This is a genomic window from Chimaeribacter sp. YP20170169 (genome assembly GCF_056739715.1).
This window is the reverse complement of the sequence record NZ_CP176824.1, coordinates 98235-113960: the sequence shown is the minus strand read 5'-3', so window position 1 is coordinate 113960 and position 15726 is coordinate 98235. Positions and strand designations below refer to the sequence as shown.

Annotated in this window: 9 protein-coding genes; 7 read left to right on the top strand and 2 right to left on the bottom strand. The window is 64.3% G+C overall.

The features are described from left to right. Positions 1-232: 232 nt before the first annotated feature. Positions 233-1516, bottom strand: coding sequence for a dicarboxylate/amino acid:cation symporter (locus ACK3SD_RS00470; protein ID WP_481127589.1), 1284 nt, complete (start codon positions 1514-1516; stop codon positions 233-235). Between the two features lie 204 nt (positions 1517-1720). After that, the gene (gene hmsP, locus ACK3SD_RS00465) at positions 1721-3781 is read right to left on the bottom strand and encodes a biofilm formation regulator HmsP (protein ID WP_481127588.1); all 2061 of its coding nucleotides are present in this window, start codon (positions 3779-3781) and stop codon (positions 1721-1723) included. Between the two features lie 739 nt (positions 3782-4520). On the opposite strand from hmsP, the gene ACK3SD_RS00460 reads away from it, so the two are divergent. Genes ACK3SD_RS00460 through ACK3SD_RS00430 form a run of 7 tightly spaced genes read left to right on the top strand, consistent with a single transcriptional unit; the run spans position 4521 to position 15713 of the window. After that, positions 4521-4964 carry a hypothetical protein gene (locus tag ACK3SD_RS00460; protein WP_481126416.1) on the top strand — a complete coding sequence of 148 codons (444 nt, stop codon included), beginning with the start codon at positions 4521-4523 and terminating at the stop codon, positions 4962-4964. After that, on the top strand, positions 4955-5758 hold the full coding sequence (bcsQ, locus tag ACK3SD_RS00455; protein WP_481126415.1) for a cellulose biosynthesis protein BcsQ: 804 nt from the start codon (positions 4955-4957) through the stop codon (positions 5756-5758). Before ACK3SD_RS00460 ends, bcsQ begins: the two co-directional genes overlap by 10 nt. A gap of 17 nt (positions 5759-5775) precedes the next feature. Further along, on the top strand, positions 5776-7854 hold the full coding sequence (gene bcsA, locus ACK3SD_RS00450) for a UDP-forming cellulose synthase catalytic subunit (RefSeq protein ID WP_481126414.1): 2079 nt from the start codon (positions 5776-5778) through the stop codon (positions 7852-7854). Next, the gene (gene bcsB, locus ACK3SD_RS00445; RefSeq protein WP_481126413.1) at positions 7851-10226 is read left to right on the top strand and encodes a cellulose biosynthesis cyclic di-GMP-binding regulatory protein BcsB; all 2376 of its coding nucleotides are present in this window, start codon (positions 7851-7853) and stop codon (positions 10224-10226) included. The genes bcsA and bcsB overlap by 4 nt, the downstream gene beginning before the upstream one ends. Continuing rightward, on the top strand, positions 10213-14178 hold the full coding sequence (locus ACK3SD_RS00440) for a cellulose biosynthesis protein BcsC (RefSeq protein ID WP_481126412.1): 3966 nt from the start codon (positions 10213-10215) through the stop codon (positions 14176-14178). Before bcsB ends, ACK3SD_RS00440 begins: the two co-directional genes overlap by 14 nt. A 3-nt stretch (positions 14179-14181) precedes the next feature. Next, positions 14182-14664, top strand: coding sequence for a cellulose biosynthesis protein BcsD (gene bcsD / locus ACK3SD_RS00435; protein WP_481126411.1), 483 nt, complete (start codon positions 14182-14184; stop codon positions 14662-14664). Between the two features lie 50 nt (positions 14665-14714). Continuing rightward, positions 14715-15713, top strand: a complete 999-nt coding sequence (locus ACK3SD_RS00430; protein ID WP_481126410.1) for a family 8 glycosyl hydrolase — start codon at positions 14715-14717, stop codon at positions 15711-15713. Positions 15714-15726: the final 13 nt, after the last annotated feature.

Here is a 15726-nt window from a genome sequence, read left to right as displayed (position 1 = left end):
ACTCAGCCCTATCCTGTGTGCGTCAATCTTGCGGCTGGAGAAACATTATTCCTTTGACCGCGTACCCGTTCCGATGTCACCCGCAAAAGAGAAAAAAGTGGTGAGAAGAGCACCGGCAGGCCAGAAAAGGCGGGGCTATTATGAGGAAAAGCCACCGCTTACATCAAGTAAAGGGTGGCTTTTAGCAGGAAAGCGCTGGCAATGGCGGCCAGATGCCGCGATTGCCCACCTGTCAGGAGGAGGAGAGGCTGTTGGAAACCGACTTTTTGTGGTGCAGCGTGGCGTGCAGCTGCTTGTCATCCAGCTGGCCGACCCACTTCGCCACCACCACGGTCGCCACGCCATTGCCAATCAGGTTGGTCAGCGCGCGCGCCTCGGACATAAAGCGATCGATGCCCAAAATCAGCGCCAGCCCGGCGACCGGCAGGTGACCCACGGCGGAGAGGGTGGCAGCCAGCACGATAAAGCCACTGCCAGTCACGCCGGCGGCCCCTTTCGACGACAGCAGCAGCACCACCAGCAGGGTGATCTGGTGCCAGACGTCCATGTGCGAGTTGGTGGCCTGCGCGATAAACACCGCCGCCATCGTCAGGTAGATGGAGGTGCCATCCAGGTTAAACGAGTACCCGGTTGGGATAACCAGCCCCACCACCGACTTCTTGCAGCCCAGCCGCTCCATCTTGTCGAGCATCCGCGGCAGCGCCGACTCCGAGGAGGAGGTGCCGAGCACAATCAGCAACTCTTCCTTGATGTAGCTGATAAAGCGGAAGATGTTGAAACCGGCGAAGCGGGCGATCAGCCCCAGCACCACCACCACGAACAGCACGCAGGTGATGTAGAAACAGATGATCAGCTGGCCGAGTTGCACCAGCGAGCCGACGCCATATTTGCCGATGGTGAAGGCCATCGCCCCGAACGCCCCGATCGGCGCCAGACGCATGATCATGTTGATGATGCCAAAAATGACCTTCGAGAAGCTCTCGATCATGTTGAACATCAGCTGGCCCTTTTCGCCCAGATGGTGCAGCGCGAAGCCAAACAGCACCGCGAACAGCAGCACCTGGAGGATGTTGCCACTGGCGAACGCGCCAATCACGCTGGAGGGGATGACATCCAGCAGGAAGGGAATGATGCCCTGCTGCTGCGCCTGCTCGGCATAGACCGCCACCGCCTTGGCGTCGAGCGCCGCGGGATCAACGTTCATGCCGGCCCCCGGCTGGATGACGTTGACGATCACCAGACCGATGATCAGCGCCAGGGTCGAGACAATCTCAAAATAGAGCAGGGCGATGGCGCCCGTGCGGCCAACGGCCTTCATGCTCTCCATCCCGGCGATGCCGGTCACCACGGTGCAGAAGATCACCGGGGCGATAATCATTTTGATCAGTTTGACGAAGCCATCCCCCAGCGGCTTCATCTGCGCGCCGAGTTCAGGGTAGAAATGCCCGAGCAACACCCCAAGTGTGATCGCCGTCAACACTTGGAAGTAGAGGCTTTTAAACAGCTTTTTCATAATCCACGTCCTTTGCAAGAGAGAGCCGTCAGCGGCTGCCCACATGGGCATGGCGGCTGTCGCGAAAGTAACACCAAGCTAACATCAGGGAAATAACTTGTTACCCATTACGACATATCATCATGACAAATTAAGAGCTGAATCGATTCACTGACTGGGGGAGTGTCTGGGTTGCAGCAGGAAAAACGTGGGCTGGCGGGCCGCCTGTCAGGCGTGCCCGTTGGCGTCAGGCAGGTCGGGGGCTTCTGGCTGGAAAACGTAGGGGGGATGGCGGCGCAACAGCATCTCAAAGGCGTTGCGCGGCATCGGGCGGGCAAACAGGTAACCCTGCCCCACCGGCACCTGATTCTCCTTCAGCCAGAGAAACTGGGCGGGGGTCTCCACGCCCTCGGCAATTACGCTGATGTTCATGGCGTGGGCGATGGTGTTAACGATGCGCACCATCACGTCATCCTCCGGCAGGCTGCCGGTGAAGCTGCGGTCAATCTTGATGATGTCCACCGGCAGGCAGCGCAGGCGGTCAAGGTATTCCAGGCTGGAGTAGCCCATGCCGAAATCATCCAGCGCCACGGTGACGCCAGACTGGTGCAGCTCGGCGAGTAGCTTCAGCGCGCGATCCAGGTCATCGATGCGCGCGGTTTCGGTGATCTCCAGCACCAGCTTGCCGGGCTTGATCTTGTAGCGGCTGAGCAGGGTTTTCAGCTCCAGCAGGAAGTTGCGGTGCTGGATCTGCACGCCGGAGAGGTTGATCGAGAGCGGCAGCTCAATCCCCTCGCGCTGCCAGTCCGCCAGGATGCGGCAGCCCTGCTCCAGCACCCAATAGCCGAGCGGCACAATCAGGCCAATCTCCTCGGCAAACGGGATGAAGTCGGCGTCCAGGCTGAAACTGCCATCCGGCATCTGGCGGCGCAACAGCGCCTCTGCCCCGGCGATGCAGCCGGTATTCAGGTCAATTTGCGGCTGGAGGAACAGCACAAACTCGTTGTGCTCCAGCGCCTGCAAGATGTCGCTCTCCTGACTCAACCGCTGCTGGGTCTTGCGCGTCAATTCCGGCTCGAAGAACAGGATCTGGTTTTTGCCCTGATGGTGGGCGGAGACCAGCGCGGAGCGGGCATTGAGCACCAGCGTCTCGGCGCTCAGCGCGGTTTCGCCGCTGTAGTGGGCGATGCCAATGCTGGCCACCGGCCGCACCGTCAGCTCCCCCTCGGTCAGCGGGGCGTTGAGCGCGGCCATGATGCGCCGCGCCAGCCGCATCGCCTGGAACGGGCGCTCGGTGTCACGCGCCAGAATGCTGAACTCGGTCGGTCCAAACTGCCCCAGCTCGTCATTGTCCGTCAGCTCGCCGCGCAGGCGCTCCACCAGCGTGCGCAGCATCGCGTTGCGCTGCGCCTCGCTGAGCACACCGGCCACCTCCTGGAGCGTCTCCACCCCTACCAGCAGCACATTGAAGCGCGGCGGATGGGGCCGGAAGCGCAGGTATTGCGCCAGCAGCTCGGTAAACAGTGCGTCATTGGGCAGCGCCGTCACCGGGTGGCGCGGCCACTCGCGCGGGTTGTTGGTGAAGCGGCGGGCCAGCGTCTGTTGGTTGCGGTTGTAGTGGCGCGCCAGCATCCCCAGCTCGTCATCTTTGTGCAGCGGCGACACCGGCAACTGGTGGTGCAAAATCTGCGTCTCGTCCAGCGCCTCCAACTCCCGCGCGATGCGGCGCAGCGGGTGCACCATCAGCCGGTTCATGCACCAACTCACCGCCACCGACAGCACCAGCGCCATCAACAGGAAGGTGGCGAGCAGGGTGATCATGATGCTGCGGATCTGCTGGTAGAGGCGGAAGGAGTCCGCCTGCAACACCAGATAGGCCAGCGGCTTGGGGTGGGCGGGCATCCGCTCCAGCGTATAGAGCGGCACGCTGATGCGCACCGGCAGTGAGAAGACGTTGGCGATCAGCGCTGGCACCGGCCGCTCCGCTGGGAAGTCGCCATGCAGCACCTGGATATTGTTCGGCAGCACCACGTCCGCGCGGGTCACGATGCCAAGGGGGCGGAAGGTGTTGAGCAGCCCGCGCGCCTGCGGCAGGTCTACGTTGAGCACTGCCTCCGCCAGCGGCTGGCGAATGGCGTGCGCCACCTGCTCCAGCTGCTGGGCGTAATCCTCCCGGCGCTGCTGCACCAGGTGGAAGAGCTGGATGGTGATAAAAATGCACAGGGTGACCACCGCCACGCCTGACACGGCCGCCATCTGTTTAATCGTCAATGAACGCCTGACCCGCAACATACATCTCCGTCACAGACCGGGGCCGCCATTAGCCCACCCCAGTCGCGATAAATAGTTGAGAAGCGCACTCCGCGCGGGTGCGCCGCGCTATCGGCGCCCCCATCACCTGTTGATGAAGTCCGTCGAGCAACAGCCGGACGCCGTGCGCCCGGCAAGGCCGGCCACCATGTTAATACGCCAGCCGGGGAAGTAACAAACAGTTAAATTCATTGTTAAAAGGCATACTGGCGGCCGACCGCACCTCACGGGCGACTAGTCCGTACCATTCAGACTGCCGCAACCCGACTCAGGCCCTTTTTTCTACCGAAAACTCGCTTTTTTGGGCGGTTATCCCCGCTTGCTGGCTTTCGTCAGCTTTTACCGGTTTTTCGCCCTGCCGCCACGGGTCTGACATTTATTATCAAGCATTAAAAATATTTAACGTACATGGCTGACGAATGGCTATCTTTTAGCATTTTCCACTTCCCAATCCCATATAGTTACATTATGGGAGTATTTAACCTGATTAATGAGATTAATCTCAGAGCAAATCACTTGACTGCTGCTAAGTCACGCAATTTGTTGCAAAACTGACCATCTATCAATCTTTTTCGATACTGATATATTAAGCGTGCTCCAGCGACAGGGCGCAGCGGCGCTATCCGATTCCCTCTCCCCTGCAGGAAATGGCCTCCCTCTTTTTGGTGTTGTTGTCGCCACCTTTTCCGGCAGCCACCTTCATCGTATAGGCAAGATAATGAATAACTACGACGACATTAAAAGGTTCATCGAAAAAACCCACTTAGAAGGGATTGATTACAAGGAGCTTTCTGGTCAGGAGAAGGAGAACCCGGCACAGAACTGGGCCATCCTGCGCCAGCTTTCAGACACCCCGGCTGCCCCGGGCGGCAGCCAGCGCACCATCCAGCCACCGCCGGTGGCAGCCCCGGCGCAGGAGTTCGCCACCTCCGGCCTGCTGGCAGTGCTGGCTCCCCAGCAACCTGTGGCCGTGGTGGTCCCACCCGCCACGCCCGTGCCGCAGCCGGCCGCCGCGCCAGAGCCAGCCGCGCCTGCCATCCCGGCAGCCGCGCCAGCCTATACCCAGCTGTTCCGCCAGAAGCGTGCCCCTGCCCCAGCGGGCGACGCGCGCCGTGACACCCTGCTTCAACCCCTGTTAGAGATGATTGCAACATGCCGTTAGTCTGTGTCTGTTCGCCCAAAGGCGGCGTTGGTAAAACCACCCTGACCGCCAACCTGGCCTATGCGCTGGCACGCAGCGGCACCAAGGTGTTGGTGATTGATTTTGACGTGCAGAACGCCCTGCGGCTGCACTTTGGCGTGCCGGTGACCGACGGACGCGGCTTTGTCGCTGACTCCGCCACCTCGGCGGACTGGAGCCAGTTCATCCTGAAAGCTGGCTCCAACACCTTTGTGCTGCCCTATGGCGAGGTGGAGGAGGCGCAGCGCGAGGCCTTTGAACAGCGCCTCGCCCAGGATCCGGGCTTTTTGGCGCGCGGCCTGAACACGGTGCTCAACTACCCTGGGCTGGTGATCCTGGCGGACTTCCCGCCCGGCCCGAGCGCCGCGCTGAAAGCGATGAAAGCGCTGGCCGACCTGCACGTGGTGGTGATGCTGGCGGATACCGCCTCGCTGTCGCTGCTGCCACAGATTGAGTCCCACCGCCTGATTGGCTCGCCGCTCAACAACCGTCACGGCCAGCATGTGGTGGTCAACCAGATTGACATGCGCCGCACCCTAAGCCGTGACGTGACCCAGTTCCTGGAGCAGCGGCTGGGCGACCGTTTGCTCGGCACCGTGCACCGTGATGAGTGCGTGCCAGAGGCCAACGCCTCGCAGCGCGCCATCATGGACTTCAGCCCGGTGTCGGCCGCCGCCTTTGACATTGAGCTGATCAGCAAAAAAATTGCCGCCCTGCTCGACATCAAGGTGGGTGATGGGGAGTTCCAGCCCGCCATCACCCCTACTCCCTACTGATTACGGTTCCGTCACCCATGACTAAACTCGTGTTCTCCCTGTTGCTGCTGTTGCTGCTGCCGGTCGCCCTGCTGGTGATCGTCACGCCGCTGAACAGCGACAAGCAATTTATCTTTGGGCTGGTGGGCATCGCCATGCTGTTCCTGCTCGGGTTCAGCAAACGCACCAAAATCAGCGTCATCATGGTGGTGATGTCGGTGCTGATGTCCACGCGCTACATCTATTGGCGCGCCACCGAAACCCTGCACTTCAACTCCACCATTGAGGCGGTGCTCGGCATCGGCCTGTTCATCGCGGAGCTGTATGTCTGGGTGATCCTGCTGCTCGGCTACCTGCAAACCACCTGGCCGCTCAAGCGCACCATTGAGCCGCTGCCAGCGGACACCTCGCTGTGGCCGACCGTCGATATCTATGTGCCGACCTACAACGAGAGCCTCGACGTGGTGCGCGACACCGTACTGGCCGCGCAGTGCATTGACTACCCGAAAGAGAAGCTGAAGATCTACGTGCTGGATGACGGTAAACGTGACGAGTTCGCGGTGTTCGCCGCGGACGCGGGCGTCGGCTATATCACGCGCAATGACAACCGCCACGCCAAGGCCGGTAACCTCAACCACGCCATGACACTGACCAAGGGCGAGCTGATCTGCATCTTCGACTGCGACCACGTCGCCACGCGTGCCTTCTTGCAGGCCACGGTCGGCAGCTTCCTGAAGGAGCCGAAGCTGGCGCTGCTGCAAACGCCGCACTACTTCTACTCGCCAGATCCGTTTGAGCGCAACCTGTCGGCGGCGCGCCACATCCCCAACGAGGGCGCGCTGTTCTACGGCCCGGTGCAGCAGGGCAATGACAACTGGAACGCCACCTTCTTCTGCGGCTCCTGCGCGGTGATCCGCCGCTCGGCCCTTGAGGAGATTGGTGGCTTCGCGGTGGAGACGGTCACCGAAGACGCCCACACCGCGCTGAAGATGCAGCGTCTCGGCTGGAACTCCGCCTTTCTGGCGCTGCCGCTGGCCGCCGGACTGGCGACCGAGCGCCTTGGCCTGCACGTTATCCAGCGTACCCGCTGGGCGCGCGGCATGACGCAGATCTTCCGCGTCGATAACCCGCTGTTTGGCCGTGGACTGACCTGGCAACAGCGCCTCTGCTACCTCAACGCCATGCTGCACTTCCAGTATGGCCTGCCGCGCGTCATCTTCCTGACCGCGCCGATGGCCTATCTGCTGTTCAACCTGAACATCATCGCTTCGTCGGCGTCGTTGATCTTCGCCTACATGCTGCCGCATCTGGTGATGTCGATCACCGTCAACTCACGCATGAACGGCCGCTACCGCTACGCCTTCTGGGGCGAGATCTATGAGACGGTGATGGCCTTCCACTTGGTGATCCCAACGCTGCTGACGATGATCTCGCCCAAGCACGGCAAGTTCAACGTGACCGACAAGGGCGGCCTGCTCGACAACGGCTTCTTTGACTTCCACATCGTCAAGCCGCACCTGATTGCGGTGACGCTGCTGGGGATCGGCATCGTCGCTGGCGTGGTGCGCCTGGTGGCGCATGGCTACTTTAACGTTGACCCGATGGTGGTGGCGCTGAATATCGCCTGGGCCTGCTTTAGCGTGCTGATTCTGCTGGCGGCCATTGCGGTCGCCAAGGAGACGCGCCAGGTGCGCAAGACCATCCGCATCGACGCCGCCCTGCCGGCCATTGTGCACTACGCCAGCGGCATCTCCGTGCGCACCACCACGGTGGATATGTCGATGGGCGGCGTCAAGCTGCTGACGCCGGATGAGCGCTACCAGCAGGACGTGATCGAAGAGGTGGAGCTGCTGCTGCAATCCGGCGCGGTCTGCATCCCGGTCAGCCTGATCAACGGCGACAGCGAGGTGCTCCGCCTGCAATTTGGCGCGATGCCGCTCTCCCGCCGCCGTGAACTGGTGCGCGTGGTGCTGGCGCGCGCGGACGCGTGGATCAGCGAGCCGTATCCGCAGGATCGCCCGCTGCGCTCGCTGCTGGGCATTGTGCGCTGTGTGGTGGAGCTGTTTACCCACTCCCGACAGGCGCGCCGTGCGGCCGCCAAGAAGGAGGCCGCATGAGGCTGAACACCCTGTTGCGCCGCAGCCGCCCGCTGTTCGCCGCCGCGCTCGGCCTGTTACCGTTCGCCCACGGGCAGGCGGAGCCAGCCGCGCCCGATTTTCTCTCCACCCTGCCGCGCCCGGTGGACACCACGCCCGCAGCGCTGCCCGCTGAGATGCCCGCATTCACCCCGCCCGCTGCCGCCAGCGCGCCTGCCGTGCCGCTGGTGCAGGGCACGGCCAGCAGCCTGAGCGTCGCGGAGATGGGCCAGCAGAAGGGGCTGACGCTGGGCGGCGGCCAGTTGCGCTCCGGCATCCTCTTCACGCTGCCAGCGGATCAGGTGATCACCCATGCCAAGCTGACGCTGGCGCTGAAGGTCTCCCCTGCCCTGCTGGCACGCGACACCAGCCTGCAACTGATGCTCAACGGCCAGCCATTGGGCGCGATCCTGCTCTCCGGTGACGGCAGTGAGGCGGAGTATGAGCTGGATATCCCGGCGGCGATGGTGGTGTCGAGCAACAACCTGAGCTTTGAGGTGCAGGATCGCAACACCATGCAGTGCGAGCGCGACCAGTCCGACAAGTACTGGGTAACGGTGCTGCCGCAGAGCCGCATCCAGCTTGAGGGACAGCGGCTGGATATTGGCCGCGACCTCGGCCACTTCCCGCGCCCGTTCTTCGACCCGTTGCAGATGACCGGCTCCGACGTGACCCTCGCCTTCCCCGCGACGCCGCAACCGCAGCAGGTCAACGCGGCGGCGCTGGTCGCCTCGTGGCTGGGAATGCGCGCCGATTACCGTGGCATCGACTTCCCGGTGGCACTCGGCCGCCTGCCGGAGCAGAACGGCATCGTATTTGGTAAACCGGGTGACCAGATTGGCCCGCTGACGCTGCCAGCCGCCGAGGGCGCGTCGCTGCAACTGATCGACAACCCCATCAACCCGCTCTATAAACTGTTGCTGGTACTGGGCAGTGATGAGCAGCTGCTGCGTCAGGCCGCCTGGCGGCTGGTGAGCGCGCCGCTGCCGGCAGGCCAGAACACGCTGGCGGTCACGGCCGCGACGCTGCCGGTGCACCAGCCCTATGATGCGCCGCGCTGGATCAGCACCAGCCAGCCGGTGCCGCTGCGCACGCTGGTCAAGGAGAGCGACGCGCTGGTTGCCAACGGCATCTACCATGACAGCCTGCACGTGGCGTTCCGCGCCGCGCCCGATCTGTTCATGTGGGACGGCGACACCGTACCGGTGCAGCTGGGTTACCGCTTCCCGACCGAGAGCTGGATTGACGAGGATCGCTCGCAGCTTAACGTCTCGATCAACGGCACCTTCCTGCGCAATCTGCCGGTCAACAAAACCGGCCTGCTGGAGAGCGCGTGGCGCTATCTGGGCGGCGATACCCGGCAGGAGAGCACTACCCTGCACCTCGCCCCCTACCTGATCTATGGCGATAACCAGCTCTCCTTCTACTACGCGATTGCGCCGAAGCAGGACGCGCCGTGCAGCCTGCTGACCAGCAACAATATCAAGAGCCGCATTGATGAAGACTCCTATATTGACCTGACGCACACGCACCACTTCTCGCAGCTGCCGAACCTCTCCTATTACGTCGGCGCGTCGTTCCCGTTCTCGCGGCTGGCGGATCTCTCGCAGACCCTGCTGCTGCTGCCAGCCACACCGAGCGCGGCGGAGCTGCGCACGCTGCTGGGGCTGATGGGCCGCGCTGGCAATGCCACCGGGGTGCCGGTCAGCCGGGTGCAAGTGGCGTTTGGCCTGCCGCGTGACCGCGCGGTGCTGGAAGATCGCGACATTCTGGCGGTGGCAACGCTCGGCGAGCGGGCCTTCACCGGCGCGCTGCTTAACGACACGCCGTTCCAGCAAGAGAAGGGCGCGCTGACGGTGCGCCAGACAGGGACGCTCGCGCACCTGAAGGCGTGGGCCAGCGGCGACTGGTTCCGCAAGCCGATGGAGGCCGATCGTTATCTCTCCTCCACCGACGCGTGGCGTGGCTTCCTCAGCTTCCCGTCGCGCTGGTCACACAACCGGGTGGTGGTGCTGGCAACGGCCACCAACGATCAGGAGCTGCTGAAGCTGCGCGGGGATCTGAAGTCCTCCGCCATCAACGCCGGGGTGCGGGGCGATCTGGCCGTCATTACCGATGAGAATGGCGTGCGCAGCTTCCGCGTCGGCCCGCAGGTGCCGGTCGGCCAGCTGCCGTGGTATCTGATGATGGTCTGGTACGCCAGCCAACATATCGTGTTGCTGTCGCTGGTGATGGTGCTGTTCGCCGCCGCCATCGGCCTGAGTCTCTATGTGCTGCTGGCCCGCCATGCCGCCCAACGTCTGGCCCCATATCGTGGCGCTGCCAGCAAGGAGAAGAAGAATGACCAACCGTAACTGCCCGCCGCGCCGCCCGGCCTCCCTGCTGCCCTCGCGGCTGCGTCTGGCGCTGTGCGCCGCCGGTCTGGCGACGCTGCCGAGCAGTGCGCTGGCGGCGGATGACAACCCGGCGCTGAAGGCGCTGTTCGATCAGGCCGCCTACTGGCATGAGAAGGCCCACGACGAGCTGGCGAAGGACGCGCTGCAAAAAGTGCTGATGGTGGACGCCAACAACCCGGAGGCGCTCTACCTGATGTCACTGTACGCGATGCAGGCGGGCGATCAGGCAACGGCCGCCGCGTGGCGCCAGAAACTGAGCGCGGTGGCACCGGATGACCCGCGCCTGCAGGCGATCGATAACGCCATTGCCGTGCAGTCCATCCCGCCCTCCCAGCTGGCCCATGCGCGCCAACTGGCGGCGCACGGCAACATCACGCAGGCGCTGGAGGCGTACCGCTCGCTGTTCAGCGGCAGCGTGCCGCCGGAGAGTCTGGCCGATGAGTACTACCTCACCATGTCTGGCGATCCGGCGCAGCTACCGGACGCCATCCGTGGCCTGCAAGCGCGCGTCGCCGCGCAGCCCGGCAACGGCGGGGCGCGGCTGGCGCTCGGCAAGGCGATGACCTATCAGGAGCCGACCCGCCGTGACGGCATCAGCTTGCTCAACGGGCTGGCAACGAAAAACAGCGAAGCAGATCGCGCCCTGCGTCAGGCGCTGTTGTGGCTGCACCCGCAGCCGTCCGATGAGCCGCTCTATCAGGCATACCAGCAGCGCCACCCGAACGATGATGGCGTGATGACCTACTTCCGCAAAAACCTCGGCGCGGCCGCCAAGGGCGAGGGCTTCACCGCCCTGAACAGCGGCGACACCCGCAGCGCGCAGGCGCAGTTTGAGTCAGTGCTGGCGGCGAACCCGAATGACGGCGACGCGCTGGCAGGCCTCGGCTACATCGCCGGGCGGGCTGGCAACTTTGCCGGTGCCGAAGAGTACCTGACGCGCGCCGCGCAGCAGGGTGGGCCGAACAGCGCCCAGTGGCGCACGCAGGCACAGGAGGCGCACTTCTACGCCGAACTGGCCGCCGCCCGGCAGGCCGCCAACGCCGGTGAACTCGACCGCGCCCTCACCCTCTCCGCGCCGCTGGCCGATGCGCCCGGCAAGCAGGGGCTGGCCGCCACGCTGTTGCGCGCCGACCTGTTGCGCCGCAAGGGTGACCTGCCTGCCGCCGAACAGGCCTACCGCCGCGTGCTGGCGCAGGATGCCCAGAGCAGCGACGCCAAAAGCGGCCTCTACTTTGTGCTGCGCCAGCAGGGCAACAATGGCAGCGAGGCACAGCAGTTGCTGCAATCACTGCCTGCCGCACAGCGCGCGCAGCTCCAGCCCGCGAAGGACAGCATCGAGCCACTGCGGCGCGAGGCCGCCGCCGCGGTGCAGGCCAACAACCCGCAACGCGCGCTGACGCTGTTGCAGCAGGGGCGCGAAAAGCAGCCGGGCAACATCTGGCTGCGGTTGGACATGGCGCGCATCCTCAGCAAGCTGGGCGACAACCAGCAGGCGGATGAGCTGATGGCCCCGGCCACTAGCCCGGATGCGCCGCAGGAGAGCATTTATGCTGCCGCGCTGTTCGCCTCGGAGCGCGGCGAGTGGGCGCGCACTGACACCCTGCTGGCGCGCATCCCGGCGCGCAACCGCAACGCCGCAATGCGTGAGCTGGCGGCGCGGGCGCACTTCAACCAGCAGATGGTCACCGCCAACGCCTATTTGCAGAGTGGCAACCTCACCGCCGCCGCCAATACGCTCCATGCCCTCGCCCAGACCCCGCCCAGCGCCCCGGCCGACGCGGGCGCGCTGGCGAAGGGATTGCTGGCCGCCGGTGACGGTGCCTCCGCTGTCGCGCTGGTGCGCCAGAACATGCAGTTGGGCGCGCACGGCAACGCGGGCGACTATGCCGACCAGATCGCGGTGCTCAACGCCACCGGGCTGGGCAGCGAGGCCGAAAGCTGGCTCAGCAACCCGTCGGTGCAGGCCGGCAGCACGCCAGAGCAGCTTTCGCGCCTGCGCACCGGCTTCATCATCAATGAGAGTGACCGCCTGCGCGAGCAGGGGCAGAATGCCGCCGCCTACGACCGGCTGATTGTCGCGCTGCAACAGGATCCGCAGAACCGCGACCTGATGCTGGCGATGGCGCGCCTCTACCAGTCCGGCAAAATGAATGACGAGGCGGGCAAGGTCTACGCCTGGCTGCTGCCGCGCGACACGCCGTCGCAGGAGGCGCGTGAGGGGGCGGTGGAGGTGGCGCTGGCGCAGGGCGACCTCGATCAGGCGCGGATGCTGATGGCGGGCTTCACCGGGCCGCGCACCCCGCAACGCCTGTTGCAGGCGGCGCGGCTGGCCGAGGCCGATGGCGATCACGATCAGGCGCTGGCGCTGCTGCGCTCCGCTAAGGGCAAAATGATTGGCCTCGGCGGCACCGACAACGCGCCGACCATCGGTGGGCTGGCGCTGACCGACAACCCATTCATCAACCGCTCGACCCGCAACGGCACCACCCGCTCACAATATGGCAGCGTGCTGCCGTGGCAGCAGGCGGACACCCCCTACGGCCAGATCCCCGGCGCACCGGCCTCGCCGCAGCTGGCCCAGCAGGCCTCGACCCTGAAACAGGTGAACGCGATGCTGGACACCTTGCAGGAGCGCGTCGCCACCTGGGTACAGGGCGAGCTGTCGATTCGTGGGCGCGATGGCGAGAGCGGCCTCAGCCAGCTGACCGAGGCGAAGGCACCGCTGACCTTCTCCGCCGTGCCGTTTGACGACGCGCGCGTCAGCTTCACCGCGACGCCGATCTCCCTCAGCGCTGGCAGCAGTAGCAGCACCGGCAACAGCCGCTTCGGGCAGGGCGCACTGGCGCAGGCGGTGTCAGCCAAGGACACCGTTGCCAAAGCCGCCAAGGCGGCCGGGCTGGATCTGGACAGCTACGCCAGCCTTGGCGAGTTGCAGAGCGAGGTGACCCGTCTCTCTTCCGCCACCTGTAGCTCCACCAACGCCACCTCGGATGTCTGTACAGCCTATGCCACCATCAGCGGCGTTGACCCGGACGAGTATGACGCGCCGGAGTCCGGCAACCAGAACGCCTCCGGCGTTGAGCTGGCGCTGGCGATTCAGGGCGAGGGGTATAAGGCGGACATCGGCTCCACGCCGCTCGGCCAGGATCTCAACTCGCTGGTGGGCGGCGTGCAGATTGCGCCGAAGCTGGGTGACTACACCACGCTGACGGCCACCGTCGAGCGCCGCGCGGTGACGGACAGCCTGCTCTCCTACGTCGGCACCGAAGATACCTACAGCGGCAAGAAGTGGGGCCAGGTGACCAAGAATGGCGGCAACCTCAACCTCTCCTATGACGACGGCGATGCCGGGTTCTATGCTGGCGTGGGCTACTACAGCTACCTCGGCAACCACGTGGCCTCCAACCACAGCATCGAGACCAACGCCGGGCTGTATATGCGCCCCCTGCGCGCCGAGGATCGCGAGCTGAAAGTGGGCGTCAACGTCGGCTACATGGACTTCGCCAAGAACCTCAGTTACTTCAGCTACGGACAGGGCGGCTACTTCAGCCCGCAGAACTATGTCAGCGTCGCCTTCCCGGTGGAGTACACCCAGAAGATGGATGACTGGGACATGAAGCTGAATGCCTCTATCGGCTACCAGTCCTACAGCAAGGACAAGAGCGCCTACTTCCCGGATGACCCGGCGATGCAGGCACAGCTGGAGTCGCTGGTGGCGGACGGCTACGGCAAAGAGGCCTACTACAGCGGCGGCAGCGAGAGCGGCATCGGCTGGAACCTGGGCGCGGCTGGCAACTACCACCTCAACCGCAACATGATCATCGGCGGCAAGGTGGGTTATGACACCTTTGGTGACTACAATGAGAGCAGGGCGGAGGTCTACTTCCGCTACCTGCTGGACAGGAAATAACAAATGAACACTTTGATGCAAGACGCGAACGCCCAACAACTCGCCTACCACCAGCGCCGGCAGATCGTGCCGGGCTGGCAGGATCTGGTGCAGGTTCTGCTCTCTGGCGTGCTGGAGAGCGCCGAGGGCGAGGATGGCCGCCAGTTCCTGCGCCTGATGGGCGGCAATCTGGCGGCCTGCCACCCGCTGCCGGCCTGCCGGACGGTGGGAGAATTGGAGGATGCGCTTAACCGGCTGCTGGCGGATTTTGACTGGGGTGAAGTGCGGCTGGAACCGGGCGAGCGCGATCTGGCGATGACGCATCTGGCCTGGCCGCAGGCACCGCAGGGCGACCGGGTGCAGTGGCTGGCGGGCTTCAGCGCGCTGCTGGAGGGGGCCTACGCCGTCTGGTTGCAGGCACAGGGCGGCCAGCCGCAGGTGCCGTTGCGCAGTGAGGGCACGGACGCACAGGGCGCCTTGCGGTTCCGCTACCACAACAGACGGTAATTGGCTTTTGGCCGCGCGCCCTGGCGCGGCCGCTTACTAGGATAACCAAGATGATGAGAGCAGTGCGCCACGCGGCGTTGATTCTGGTACTGGGGCTGTTTTCCACGCTGGCCTGCGCGCAGGGCGAGGGCTGGAACCAGTTCAAAAGCCGCTTCCTGATGCCGGATGGCCGGATTGTCGATACCGCCAACCGCAGCGTCAGCCACACCGAGGGACAGGGATTCAGCATGTTGCTGGCGGTCTTCAATAATGACCGCCCCACCTTTGACCGCCTCTACCAGTGGGCGGACAAAACCCTCTACCGCAAGGAGGTGGGGCTGTACGCCTGGCGCTTTGACCCGAACGCCAAAGAGAAGGTCGGCGACAAGAACAACGCCGCCGACGGCGACATCCTGATGGCTTGGGCGCTGCTGCTGGCGGGCGATAAGTGGCACCACGCCGCCTACACCCGCGCCTCCGAGAAGTTGCAGGCGGCGATCGTGAAGCACAACGTGGTCGAGTTCGCTGGCAAGACGGTGATGCTGCCGGGCATTTACGGCTTCAACCACACCAGCTACGTGACGCTGAACCCCTCCTACTTTCTATTCCCGGCGTGGGAGGCGTTCTACCAGCACAGCCACCTGAAGGTGTGGAAATCGCTGAACGATGACTGTCTGGAGCTGCTGCAACAGATGAACTTTGGCAAGGTGGGCCTGCCCACCGACTGGGTGACGCTGCGCGCCGATGGCAGCCTCTCCCCCGCCGAGGGCTGGCCGCCGCGCTTCAGTTATGACGCAGTGCGCATCCCGCTCTACCTGAACTGGGCCGAACGCGGCACCCCGGCGCTGCAACCCTTCGTCCACTACTGGCAGGGTTACCCGCGTGACAACACGCCCGCCTTCATCGACGTGCAGAGCGGCGCCAAGGCCAACTACGCCCTCTCACCGGGAATGCTCGCCATCCGCGACGTCACGCTGGGCGATGACTTCAACGTCACCGACACCCTACAGGATGACGACGGCTACTACTCCTCCGCCCTCCAGCTGCTCGCCTACTGGTCGGTCAAATAAACACAGCCGGGCT

Excerpts from the sequence above, each read along its gene's own strand:
- ACK3SD_RS00460 (WP_481126416.1), top strand. The coding sequence starts at position 4,521 with ATGAATAACTACGACGACATTAAAAGGTTCATCGAAAAAACCCACTTA.
- bcsQ (WP_481126415.1), top strand. The coding sequence starts at position 4,955 with ATGCCGTTAGTCTGTGTCTGTTCGCCCAAAGGCGGCGTTGGTAAAACC.
- bcsA (WP_481126414.1), top strand. The coding sequence starts at position 5,776 with ATGACTAAACTCGTGTTCTCCCTGTTGCTGCTGTTGCTGCTGCCGGTC.
- bcsB (WP_481126413.1), top strand. The coding sequence starts at position 7,851 with ATGAGGCTGAACACCCTGTTGCGCCGCAGCCGCCCGCTGTTCGCCGCC.
- ACK3SD_RS00440 (WP_481126412.1), top strand. The coding sequence starts at position 10,213 with ATGACCAACCGTAACTGCCCGCCGCGCCGCCCGGCCTCCCTGCTGCCC.
- bcsD (WP_481126411.1), top strand. The coding sequence starts at position 14,182 with ATGAACACTTTGATGCAAGACGCGAACGCCCAACAACTCGCCTACCAC.
- ACK3SD_RS00430 (WP_481126410.1), top strand. The coding sequence starts at position 14,715 with ATGATGAGAGCAGTGCGCCACGCGGCGTTGATTCTGGTACTGGGGCTG.